Consider the following 12313-nt stretch of genomic DNA (forward strand, 5'->3'; position numbering starts at 1 on the left):
TTTCCTCCTGATATCCTTAATATTTACACACGATCGCTTCCATATCGGCCCACTTCTTCTCCATGTCGGCGACGAGAGCGAACTGGGTTCTGGTTCTGTCCAGGTTATGATTCTCACGGCTGATACGGAAATACGTGTCACCCTGCAGGAAATCAGTCAGGAAACGCACACCGCATTCAAAGGTCATGAGTTTTGCACCCATAGGGAGCATATTGCGCTCCGCCTGGGTTAAGCTGCCCTGGCATCCCTCCAGGAATCCCTTTGTATAGATTTCATACAGCGGAAGGGACAGCGAAACAAGACTGACATCCGGCTCATCCTCATCGGCTGTATTGGCGCCGAAACGGATGGAGTCCCCGAAATCGAAAATGGACAGTCCCGGCATAATGGTATCCAGATCGATGATGCACAGGGCCTCACCCGTAACATCGTCAATCATGATATTGTTTAACTTCGTATCGTTATGGGTTACGCGGAGCGGAAGCGTTCCCTCCTTCAGCATGTTCATGGCAGCTCCGGCCTCATCGGCGCGATCCATGACAAACTTGATCTCCTCTTCCACCAGATGAGCGCGTCCGCACACATCCTCTTCCACCGCCTTCTTAAATGTCTCCAGACGGACCGGTGTGTTATGGAAGTTTACAATTGTCTCCGTCAGCTCTTCTGCCGGATATTCGGCCAGCTGACGCTGGAAATGGCCGAACGCCTTACCGCTCTGGTAGAAGTCGTCTGGATTGCGCACCTTGTCAAAGCAGGTGGCGCCAGAGATAAATAAGTAACCTCTCCAGTAATTTCCGTCGCTGTCTGTCACGTAATCTTTGCCGTCTCTGGACTTTACGATGTTTAATGTCTCACGGTACGGATCACCGCCCTGTGCGATGATTTTCTCACGCAGGAAGGAAGTGACGCCGGCGATGTTTCTCATCAGAGACACCGGATCGGTAAAGATTTCATGGTTGATTCTCTGGAGTATGTATAAATGCTCCTTCTCCCCGTCTCTGCATACCAGCCGAAACGTGTCATTGATGTGACCGCTTCCGTAGCGTTCCCAGGAAATCGGTTCCCCTTCAAAGCTTAAAAGGCCGATGGCCTCTCTGATTTTACCACACTGTGCGTCTCCCATCACGCTTCCTCCCATAATTTTTCTGGATAGAATCCGGCTTCCTTGAGCCCCTTTATGGCGTTTACAACCGTTTCCTTGTCCTCTTTATAAGTAACTCCATACCAGCGGTCAATGCTCTTCAGCACCGTCACGTCGGCTTTCCCCTCTTTTAACAGTTCATCTACCACAAATGGCAGGAAATATTCGCATTTAATCGGATTCTTTGGCAGTTCACGATCCAAGAAGGCGGCAAATCTGGCATCGATCTCCTTTAAGACACTGGCCGTAAAGCCCCACATATTCATGGAAACGATGGTCTCCTCCGGAAGTTCCGTCCAGGTCGCACCGTCATCCTCTGTAAATTCCGCGATGTCACCGTGCTTTTCAATTCTGGTTCTCTCGTGGATATCCACCAGATGGCTGCTCTCGTCCGTGGTGCAGACGCCGCGCGCCACATGTCCGTTCTCTGTCAGAGTGTTATAAAGCTTGTAGCCCACCATTGTGTACTGATACTTTTCGTTGTCTGAATATTCAACCAGCTGGTCATAAATGGATTTAAATGCGCTCTTGCCATAGTAATCATCGGCATTGATCACTGCAAACGGTCCGTCTACCGCATCCTTGCAGCACAGGATCGCATGAGCCGTTCCCCATGGCTTCACACGGCCTTCCGGTACGCTGTAGCCCTCCGGCAGCTTATCAAGCTCCTGGAACACGTATTCCACCTGCACGTATTTCGCCATGCGGTCTCCGATCTGCTCCTTAAACTCTTTTTCGATGGCCTTCTTAATAATGAATACCACCTTCTCGAATCCGGCTTCCACCGCATCGTAAATAGAAAAGTCAATGATCTTGTTACCGTATGGGTCTACCGGGTCAATCTGCTTAAGACCGCCGTAACGGCTCCCCATCCCTGCTGCCATAATTACCAGAACTGGTTTCTTAGTCATCGCAACTACCTCCTTATTTTCAACTCGCCCCGGCAGTCCGTAGTGACTTGATTGCCGAACACGTTTTACTAACTCCAGTATAGTGAATACACAGGAAAATATATTTGCACTATCTGCTATTTTATTTGCATTATCGTACACATTTTACTATTTTACCACAGAATATGATATACTGTAAACACGAAACGGAGTCGTTTCACATTTCACACAGGTACAGCCGTTGCCGTTCACAGTCCGGGACAGGGCGGGAAACAGGGGGTGGCGCGGGCTGTGAATGGTACGTACAGTCTGAAAGGAGGCGTTCATGGAATACAAGAGTACGGTGCTCCGGACCAGCGCCGTTGTGCGCAAAGTCATTTCCATACACTATTTCGAATATATGAGTAATTTCTCATTTCCGGGTGAGAGTCATGATTTTTGGGAATTTGTCTGTGTGGACAAGGGCGTGATTGACGTAATGGCCGGAGAAAAAAGAGTCCCTCTGAAACGTGGAAATATTATCTTCCACAAACCGGGTGAATTCCATAACATCATTACTAACGGAGAAGTGGCGCCGAACCTGGTGGTTATTGGATTTGAGTGTCATTCCCCCTGCATGAAGGCGTTTGAAGGGAAAATGCTCACCGTTTCAGAGACGGAACGGGAACTGCTGGCGAGAATTATTATAGAAGCCCGCAACGCATTTTCCGGCCGGATGGACGACCCTTATCAGGAAGAACTGGTACGGCAGTCCGCCCCTCCGGCATTCGGGGCGGAGCAGATGATCGCCAATTATCTGGAGGAACTGATCATTCATCTCTACCGCAGATATTTTGAGAATCCGGGACAGTTCGGGCCCCGGCGGCAGCCGGAGGTCCGCATTAAGAGCGACGCCTACAGCCGGATCGTGCGCTACATGGAGGAACACATCGGAGAGCGTCTCTCCATCGATACCATCTGCCACGATACGCTGACAGGGCGTTCCCAGCTCCAGAAGATTTTCCGGGAGGCGCACGGGTGCGGGGTGATCGACTATTTCTCTTCCATGAAGATCGAAACAGCCAAACAGCTGATCCGCGACAATCACTTGAATTTTACTGAGATATCAGACCGGCTCGGCTATACCTCGGTACACTACTTTTCCAGACAGTTTAAGAAGCTGACGGGGATGACGCCTTCCGAGTACGCCACCTCCATACGACGCCTGTCGGAATACAGTTCGTTCGGGAGCCGGAGCCAACCGGATGACGGCGTGAACAGCTGACCGCACGCCGCCGTCTAAAGTCTCCTCTCAATCCGCTCCAGCCCTGCATTTAGCGCGATGGCCAGCCCTGCGGACAGCACGGTTCCCCAGAGTATTTTCACCACGTTCAGCGTCCGGAGGCCGTCAAAAAGGATTGTGCCCAGGCCGCCGGCGTTGATGGTAGCCGCGATCGTGGCGATTCCGGTAGTCGAGACAATGGCGAGGCGGATTCCTGTAAAGATGGACCGTTTTGCCAGAGGCAGGCGGATCTTTAACAGGATCTGCATGGTCGTCATCCCCATTCCTGCGGCCGCCTCGATGATGGCGGAATCGACGCCGTTTAAGCCTGCCGTAAAATTGCGCAGGAGCAGGTACTGGTTATAAAGCGTAAGTACAATCAAAGCCGTTTTTGTTCCCAGCCCTGTCACGGGAATCAGCATGGCGAACATGGCCAGACTCGGGATCGAATAGACTACGGAAAACAGATGGACCAGGGCATTCGACACGGTCTTATAATACATGGCGCAGACGGTCAGCACGGCCGCCAGCACCAGAGAAAGCACCAGCGTGACGCCGACCAGTACCAGATGCTGGCCCAGCGCCCCATACAGTTTCTCGGGATATTTTAACGCATATTCAATCAATGGTCATCCTCCAGAATTCTTCCTGCTCCCTGGCCGATCGGATCAGGGAGGCCACAAAGTCATCCGCCGGATTCTTCACGATACGGGCGGGAGTATCGAACTGCCTGACCGTTCCCTCATTCATCACAATCACGCGGCTTCCCAGCTTGAACGCCTCGTTGATATCGTGAGTCACGAACAGGAAGGTCCTCTTAAGCCCTCCGTGGATTCGAAGAAGCTCATCCTGCAGCTTCATGCGCGTGATCGCGTCGATCGCTCCAAACGGCTCATCCAGAAGCATAATCTTCGGATTCACCGCCAGCGCCCGGGCCAGCCCCACACGCTGCTGCTGGCCGCCGGACAGCTGGGATGGATACCGGTGTTTGAACTCCTCCGGAAGGAGTCCCACCAGGTTAAGGAGCTCATCCACCCGCTCGTCGGTCTGTTTCTTATCCCAGTTGAGCAGTTTGGGAACCACGGAGATGTTATCCGCTATGGTCATGTGAGGAAAAAGACCGATCTGCTGTATGACGTAACCGATCCGTCTGCGCACCTTTACCACATCCACCGTGGATATGTCCTCGCCAAACAGAAATATCTTTCCGCCTGTCGGCTCATATAAGCGGTTTACCATCTTCAGAAGAGTGGTTTTTCCGCTTCCAGATGATCCGAGAATCGTTATAAACTCGCCCTCTTTGATGGTCAGGCTGACCTGATCCACCGAAGGAAGAGCGGCATTGTCAAATTGTTTCGTTACATTCTGAAATTCAATGGCAGTCTGAGACATGAGTCCCTCCTCTCCTTACTTAATCGTATCGTAATATTCCCGGGCGACTTCCTCATACTCCCGTTTGTCCACATCTACCTCTGCATTCAGCGCGGTAACCGTATCCGTGTCCAGAGATGCGCTGATCTTATTTAAGATATCCGCAATCTCGGGATTCTTTGCGAGTATGTCGTCACGGACCACCGGAGCCAGATTATACGGAGGCCACACCTGTTTGTCGTCTTCCAAAAGCATAAACTTGTCCTTCTCTGCCAGCTGCCCTTCGGTCGTATAGGCAGGCGCCACATCGGCTTCTCCATTTAAAAGCACCTCATACTTCAAGCCGCCGTCATATACACGGCTGGATTTCCAGTCAAAAGTGCCGTACTTATTTTCCAGCGCCGGGAGGCCATCCTCTCTCGCATCAAATTCACCCTGAGAGGCGAAGCGCAGTTCCGGAGCATGCTCCTGTAAATCAGAAATGGTGCTGATCCCCAGCTGTTTTGCCACATCCGTCCGGATCACCAGTCCCTGTCCGTCGTTCGCCTTCGAATAATCCAGCCATGTCACGCTGAAACGCTTCTCATATTCATCCTTAACCGTCCGGTATACTTCCTCCGGATCCGTTATCATGTCCATCTGTAAAATCGAAAGCAGACCAGTTCCCGTGTACTCCGGATACAGATCAATCTCATTATTAATCAGAGATGTATGAACGACCGATCCCGCGATATCCTGTTTTCTTTCCACCTTATAACCGGCATTCTCCAGGGCCAGCGCATAGATTTCCGAGACCACCAGGCTCTCAGTGAAATCTTTGGAGCCCACCCGGATGGTCTCCCCTCCGGAAGCGGATCCCCCGCACGCGGTCAGTCCTGCCGCCATCACGCCGGCAAGAGCCAGGGCAGCTATTTTCTTGATTCTATTCTGTGTTTTCATATGATTCCTCTCTTTCTCTCTCTTATATTCCTTCTGCGCGGCGCCGTCCTAAGATACGGCGTCAGCATTTTTTCGATTCCATCCAGAATCGCTCCCGATGCAAGGGACAGCAGAGCCACGGAGATGCCTCCCACCAGAAGCAGATCCAGGCGGTTTAAGCCCAGGCCGGTAAATATCAGGCCGCCAAGCCCGCCCGCTCCGATCTTAGCCGCAAGGGCGGCACTGGCCACGATCTCGATCATGGCGGTCTTCACACCGGTCATGATGAGGGGAAATGCCATCGGAAACTTCACGCGGAACATCACCTGCTTTTCTGTCATTCCCAATCCTCTCGCCGTTTCCAGCATAAAATCCGGCACTTCCGTCAACCCTGTAACTGTATTGAGCAGTATGGGCGGAACCGCCAGCAATACCAAAGCTGCCAGAGCCGGTTTCACTCCTGTTCCCAGCAATGGAATCAGCAGAATCAGGATCGCCAGGCTGGGAACGATACGCAGGGTCTGAAATGTCCCAACCAGCCATTTTTCCAGCTTTGGAGTGCGGACACAGACATATCCTATGGATATTCCCAGAAGCACGGATATGGCCAGCGCCATGAGACTGATCACCACGTGCTCCCGGAGCACGGTAAGATAGTCTCCCATATGACTGCCAAAATACTCCCAAATGAGTGATATCGTATTAATCTCCTCCTTTCCTATAGATATTATAGGAAAAACCATTGACATCCTTAACTGTAATCATTATAATAACAGTCAGAAACTGTAACTATTTTTATTACATATTTTATTATAAGTCAGGAGGCAAAAGTTTGCAAGTACAAAATGGTTATCTCGGAACATACTTCTCTGCGCAAAGTGACGGTATTTACCGTTTTCAGTTTGATTCTGATACGGGTATCATAACCGGACCGGAATTGTATTATACAGCACCCGATTCCAAATACCTGTCCCTATATCACGGGCAGCTCGCCTCCCCCATCGTAAAAGACGGGAAAGCTGGTGTCTGCCTTATTGATACCGCAGGAGAGCGCCCGCGGCTGACAGGCGAATTATTCGAGGAGACAGGAAGCGCCTGTTACGTCATTCAGGATGACGCATTTATCTATACGGCTAATTACCATGAGGGCAGCATCCTCATTTACCGGAAAGAACCTGGCGGCATCCCCCTTTACAAACGCATAGAGACCGGATATAAAGCCGGCTGTCACCAGATTCTGTTTCATGGCCGCATTATGATGGTTCCCTGCCTTCTTCGTGACCGGATCCTGCTGTTCGATATGGACCGCGACTTTGCAGAAGCCGGTTCCATCACGTTCCCGAAGGGCACCGGCCCAAGACACGGCGTCTTCGACCAGGCCCACAAACGTTTTTTCCTCGTCAGCGAACTCTCCAATGAATTGTTCCTGTACGAGGCCGGAGACGGCCCCCAGTTCACATTAAAGAGCGTACAAAAGCTGCTTCCGGAGGGCAGAGTCTGGTCTCCGGCCGCCATATCCGCGGCCATCCGCCTCTCTCCCGATGAACGCTTTCTCTATCTGTCAACCCGGCACGCGGACCTCATCACCGTTTACCGGCTGCATGGCTTTGAGGCGGAAATGATTCAGCAGACGGAAAGCGGCGGCAGCTATCCCAGAGATTTCATAATCACCGGTGACAGTAAATTTCTGCTCGCAGTCAACCGCTATGAAGGCGGCCTGGTAAGCTTCCGGCTGGATCCTGACACCGGCATGCTTACCGAACTGTGTTCCAGAGTCCCGGCTCCCGAGGCCGTGTCCGTGGTCCTGGCTCCTGAGGCCTAGGTTCTCCCCCGGCCGTAGTCCCGGCTCCTGAGGTCGAGGCCCTGGCGGTCTAAACGAATCGCTCACCCATTGTTGACAGCTTTTAAAGAAAGGAACGTACAACCTATGAAAGAAAATTTAAAGAAGACAGAACCCACTCCCGAGCTTTTGGATATCGGCCTGATCGGCCTGTCCGTCATGGGGCGCAGCCTCGCCCTGAACATGGCTGATCACGGCTTCCAGGTGGCGGGCTATAACCGCAGTACTGAAGTCACGCAGAAGGTCATGGAAGAACATCCGCATCATAATCTGATCCCATTTTTCAGTCTGCCCGAACTGGTTTCCGCCCTTCGAAGGCCCCGAAAGATCATGCTGATGATTCAGGCCGGCGCGCCCGTGGATGCCGTGATCGATCAGCTGATTCCGCTTCTGGATGAAGGTGATTTTATCATGGACGGCGGTAATTCCTACTTTGGAGACACGAACCGCCGCGCGGCGCTGCTGAAAGAAAAGGGGCTGCGCTACCTCGGCGTCGGTATATCCGGAGGGGAGGAAGGCGCGCGGTTCGGCCCTTCCATCATGCCCGGCGGTTCCCGTGAAGCCTATGAATCGGTTCAGCAGATCCTTGAAACCATTGCAGCTAAGACAAAAAATGAACCCTGCTGCGCCTATATCGGCCCTGAGGGCGCCGGACATTACGTAAAAATGGTTCATAACGGCATCGAATATGCCGACATGCAGCTGATCGCCGAATCCTGCCTCCTGCTCAAGTACGCCGGCGGCTTTACCAACCGGGAGCTGGCGGACATATACCGCACCTGGAACAAGGGAGAACTGCACAGCTATCTCATCGGAATCACCGCCGACATTTTCCTCGAAGCCGACGACATGGCTGACGGGGATATCATCGATCATATTCTCGACAGTGCGGGACAGAAGGGAACGGGCCGCTGGGCCAGCATCGAATCCCTGAAACAGGGCGTCGATATCTCCATGATCACCGCTGCCTGCAATGCCCGCGTCATGTCAAACCATCTGGAGCGGCGCCAAAAGGCATCTTCCCTCATCCATGCACCGGCAGTCACGGCCGTCGAAGACAAGCAGGCTTTTGCAGAAATGGTCCGCGAGGCGCTCTATACGGGTAAAATCATCGCATACGCCCAGGGATTCTCGCTGATGCAGGATGCCTCCCACCGTTTTGGCTGGAATTTAGATCTCGGCACCATCGCTTCCATCTTCCGCGCCGGCTGCATTATTCAGGCCGAGTTTTTAAACGACATTACCAAAGCCTTTTTAAAGTATCCGGAGCTGGAGAGTCTGATCTTTGACGATTTCTTCTTATCCCGCATCAACCGGTACCAGGAGAATTTAAGGAAGACCACAGGCCTGGCTGTCTCCTCGGGTCTGCCTGTTCCGGCATTCTTTAACGCAGTTTCGTATTTAGACAGCTTCCGCGCGAAAGCGTCCGGAGCCAATTTGATTCAGGCGCAGCGCGACTTCTTCGGCGCACATACATTTGAGCGCACTGACAGGAAAGGCATATTCCATCACGAATGGAGGGCCGGCCATGAAGTATGACACCTGCATTACCATCTTCGGCGGAACCGGCGATTTGACCTTTCGCAAGCTGCTTCCGGCTCTGTATACCATGAGCCGGACCAGAAAGCTGCCCGCCCGCAGCAAAATCCTTCTGATCGGCCGCCGTGATTACGATACCGCCTCCTATACCGCCCTGGCCCGGGACTGGATCCGCAGATTCTCCCGCCTCCCCTATTCGGAGGAGTCCTTTGCAGACTTTGCCGGGCATCTGGAGTATTACCGTATGGATTTTTCCGACGGGACAGCCTATGAAGGACTGGGACAAGCGTATGAGGCACTGCAGGCTGCGTCCCATATCTTCTATCTTGCCGTCGCCCCCCGCTTTTTTTCCGTCATTGCGGCGGGTCTGAAGACGATTTCCAATTTAAAAGAAGGAAAAATCATCATTGAAAAGCCGTTCGGAGAAACGCTTTCCTCAGCAAAAGAGTTAAACCGGCAGTTGGAATCGTGCTTTGGCCCGGAAAACATCTACCGCATCGACCATTATCTCGGCAAAGAAATGATACGAAACATACAGACAATCCGTTTTTCCAACCCGGTCTTCGCAAATGCCTGGAACGGGGAAATGATCGAGGCAGTGGAAATCTCCGCACTGGAGGACGTGGGGGTAGAAAACCGCGGCGGCTATTACGATGCCAGCGGGGCCCTCAAGGACATGGTGCAGAACCATCTGTTTCAGATACTGTCCATCCTGGCAATGGAACGGCCCGGCGCATTTACAAGCGAGGAGATGCACGCACGCCAGCTGGAGGTCTTAAGGGCACTTAAGCCGGTGACGCCGGAAGATCTGGAGCAGTCCCTCATCCTGGGACAGTACGACGGCTACCGAAGCGAACCTCTGGTATCCCCGGAATCCGGTACGGAAACCTATGCCTGTATGCGTCTCTTTATCGACAATGACCGCTGGAACGGGACGCCCTTCTATATCCGCACCGGCAAGAGGACCGGCCTGCGTGAAACCGAGGTGTCAGTCATCTTCCGCCGCCCCGATCCCGAAACAGAGCCCGATATTCTTCTGATCAAGATTCAGCCGACGGAAGGCATCTATCTCCGTTTTAACATCAAACGTCCGGGCGATTCGGAAGAGGTGGTGACCGCCAGCATGGACTTCTGTCAGAACTGTATTTTAGAAAATCAGGTCAATACACCTGAGGCCTACGAACGGCTCCTCACCGCCTGCATCGAAGGCGAGCGTTCCTGGTTTTCCCAGTGGGATCAGATCGAGATCAGCTGGAACTACATTGAACAGTTAAAACTGCTTGCGGCCTCCCGGAATCTGCCGCTGCACCCCTATCTTCCCGGAACCCGCGGCCCCAGGGAGGCGGAAACGCTCTTAAACACCTTTGGCCACCACTGGCTGGAATAAGGAGTGCCATGGTACAGTTCACAAAAGAAGAAATGGAGAAAGAAGCCATCAGATGGCCTCTTTCTCCATTTCCCCTTACATAACCCGTTCGCCATTTGGCCGGAATATTTCAATTCTTTCTTCTGCCCCGATCCCTTTCGAAGGCACACACCACCGGTCTCCCGGCTTCAGATCCGGAATATCAAGCATCTCTGTCCCGATTCTCATCCGGCATCCTTTTACCTCATAGCAGGGAAGAGTATCCCGGCATGTCAGAGTAATCTCACCCTCCTGGACGGATACCTCTACCGGAGCATACTCTCTTTGCACCGCGTAATAGGAAGGCTTCGCCTCTCCCTTAAGCCCGGTGGAACCATGAACCCGCTTCTTCCATTTTCCTTCACCGTCTTCCCCCATCTGGGTCCGGTAGTCATTCAGGCAGAAATAAATGGTTCCTGCAATATTCGGATAGCTCCTATAGCACTTTAATTTTTCCAGGAAAATCTCTTCTCTTCGTTTGTCTCCCCCCGAAAAGGCTGGTTCGCACAGGCCAAACTCAGACGGTATGACCGGTTTATCCGGATTGGCAGCAGCAATACGGTCCCATTCTCCATACTGATCCAGATCTCCGTGCCAGGTTCCGATGTAATCATTGACCATCATGATATCCCCGTGTGCAGTTCCGTCCAGCGCGGGAGCTTTGAAAATCGAGTTAGAGACGTAGTTTGCCGGCCTGTCCGGATCCATACGGTGGGTATAAGCCACTGCATCCTTGATGTACTGGATCGTTTCCTCCGCCTGGCCATCCAGCTCATTTCCGACACCCCACGCAAAAACAGAGGGATGATTCCGGTGAGCACTTACCATTTCCTGAAGCTGTTCCTTAAATATTTTCCACTGCTGCTCCCCTGCTACGGAAGGGGTCGCCCCCCAGAAGGGAACCTCCTCCTGCACCAGCATACCATGCCGGTCACACCAGTCATACACCCAATCATCCTGCTGCCAGTGAAAACGGGTAAGTATACTGTTGGATTCCTTCAGACAGAGCAGCATTTTTTCAAGCGCTTCTTTGGATTCTGCCATTCCGCATTCCGGATCTGAGCCCGGCATCCACTCTGTACCGGTGAGACGGACCGGCTCTCCATTCAGTATAATCTGGCTGCCCCTCACATGAATGTCCCGGAAACCGAAGACAATGGACTGCCGGTCTGTAACAGTGCCCTCCGCCTTCAGCACCAGCTTCAGCGTATAGAGGCTGGGACTGTCGAAATGCCAAAATCTTATAGAATCCAGAAGTCGCCCGGAAATCTCTGCCTGGCTTCCCCTGCATACCTCGCAGCCTTCGGTCTTCAGGGTCTCTGCACCATCGCAGCCCTCGTACAGCTTCCATTCCAGAGTATGCTGCTCAGACGTACTCCCATTGATTCCGGCCTTTAAGCCCAATACGGCGCTGCCTCCGTCCTGGCGGCCGTCACTTACCGTAATCACAGGCCTGGCCGTCACCTGGGGAGTGGTCAGAAAACTTCCGCCCGTAACCAGCAGTTCCACCGGCCGGATCAGACCTCCGTCATTTGCCCAGTCGAAGCTCCTCTCATAAGGGAGCATGTCAGGAGAGAAACGATTGTCCGCCTTCACCGAAAGCAGATTCTCCTCCCCAAACTTCAGATAATCCGTAAGCTCTGCCGCAAACGGCGTATAACCGGAGTTCTGGTGACAGACCACTTCCTCGCCGTTCAGCCAGGCACAGGCGTCATGATAGACCGCGTGAAACAGAATCTGTACTCTCTTATTCTTCCAGTCTTCTTCCGGGATAAAGGTATAACCATACCACCCTGTCCCCCAGTAATCCTCTGTCCCTTCCTCCACATTCCACGTATGGGGAACCGACACTTCTGCCGCCTGTTCCGGACAGATCATTTCTTCTCCCAGATTGAATTTCCAGTTGTTCAAGCTTATTCTTTCCAATGCCATAATTTTTGCTCCTTAT

Annotated in this window: 11 protein-coding genes; 4 read left to right on the forward strand and 7 right to left on the reverse strand. The window is 52.6% G+C overall.

The genetic code is table 11. The annotated features are described in order from the left end of the window. Positions 1-16: 16 nt before the first annotated feature. Together M1L66_RS30925 and M1L66_RS30930 are read right to left on the reverse strand one after the other, a co-directional pair. A complete protein-coding gene (locus M1L66_RS30925; protein ID WP_187020546.1) occupies positions 17-1123 on the reverse strand; it encodes a phosphotransferase enzyme family protein in 1107 nt (368 codons plus the stop codon). Further along, the gene (locus M1L66_RS30930) at positions 1123-2052 is read right to left on the reverse strand and encodes a nucleotidyltransferase family protein (protein WP_055653181.1); all 930 of its coding nucleotides are present in this window, start codon (positions 2050-2052) and stop codon (positions 1123-1125) included. Before M1L66_RS30930 ends, M1L66_RS30925 begins: the two co-directional genes overlap by 1 nt. A gap of 304 nt (positions 2053-2356) precedes the next feature. Here M1L66_RS30930 and M1L66_RS30935 point away from each other — a divergent pair, with 304 nt between their 5' ends. Then, a complete protein-coding gene (locus tag M1L66_RS30935) occupies positions 2357-3295 on the forward strand; it encodes an AraC family transcriptional regulator (RefSeq protein WP_002605031.1) in 939 nt (312 codons plus the stop codon). Positions 3296-3309: 14 nt separating this feature from the next. Here the strand turns inward: M1L66_RS30935 and M1L66_RS30940 are convergent, their stop codons facing one another. From M1L66_RS30940 to M1L66_RS30955, 4 genes are read right to left on the reverse strand one after another with little or no spacing between them, the layout of a single operon-like run. Beyond that, entirely contained in the window at positions 3310-3918 is a 609-nt protein-coding gene (locus M1L66_RS30940; protein ID WP_002605032.1) for an ABC transporter permease, read from the reverse strand. After that, positions 3911-4684, reverse strand: coding sequence for an ABC transporter ATP-binding protein (locus M1L66_RS30945; RefSeq protein WP_434689492.1), 774 nt, complete (start codon positions 4682-4684; stop codon positions 3911-3913). Before M1L66_RS30945 ends, M1L66_RS30940 begins: the two co-directional genes overlap by 8 nt. A 15-nt stretch (positions 4685-4699) precedes the next feature. Then, the gene (locus M1L66_RS30950) at positions 4700-5602 is read right to left on the reverse strand and encodes a glycine betaine ABC transporter substrate-binding protein (protein ID WP_434689494.1); all 903 of its coding nucleotides are present in this window, start codon (positions 5600-5602) and stop codon (positions 4700-4702) included. Further along, positions 5599-6246, reverse strand: coding sequence for an ABC transporter permease (locus tag M1L66_RS30955; protein WP_117502830.1), 648 nt, complete (start codon positions 6244-6246; stop codon positions 5599-5601). The genes M1L66_RS30950 and M1L66_RS30955 overlap by 4 nt, the downstream gene beginning before the upstream one ends. Before the next feature lie 167 nt (positions 6247-6413). On the opposite strand from M1L66_RS30955, the gene M1L66_RS30960 reads away from it, so the two are divergent. The 3 genes from M1L66_RS30960 (at position 6414) to zwf (ending at position 10347) form a co-directional block, all read left to right on the forward strand. Beyond that, on the forward strand, positions 6414-7403 hold the full coding sequence (locus tag M1L66_RS30960) for a lactonase family protein (RefSeq protein ID WP_434689497.1): 990 nt from the start codon (positions 6414-6416) through the stop codon (positions 7401-7403). Between the two features lie 105 nt (positions 7404-7508). Further along, a complete protein-coding gene (gndA, locus tag M1L66_RS30965) occupies positions 7509-8960 on the forward strand; it encodes an NADP-dependent phosphogluconate dehydrogenase (RefSeq protein WP_434689499.1) in 1452 nt (483 codons plus the stop codon). Next, on the forward strand, positions 8950-10347 hold the full coding sequence (gene zwf, locus M1L66_RS30970; RefSeq protein WP_434689501.1) for a glucose-6-phosphate dehydrogenase: 1398 nt from the start codon (positions 8950-8952) through the stop codon (positions 10345-10347). The genes gndA and zwf overlap by 11 nt, the downstream gene beginning before the upstream one ends. A 75-nt stretch (positions 10348-10422) precedes the next feature. On the opposite strand, the gene M1L66_RS30975 is transcribed toward zwf, so the two are convergent. Continuing rightward, positions 10423-12297: a glycoside hydrolase family 2 protein gene (locus tag M1L66_RS30975; protein ID WP_434689503.1), complete on the reverse strand. Its 1875-nt coding sequence runs from the start codon at positions 12295-12297 to the stop codon at positions 10423-10425. Positions 12298-12313: the final 16 nt, after the last annotated feature.

It is taken from the genome of Hungatella sp. SB206, assembly GCF_051132295.1.
Classification (GTDB): domain Bacteria; phylum Bacillota; class Clostridia; order Lachnospirales; family Lachnospiraceae; genus Hungatella; species Hungatella effluvii.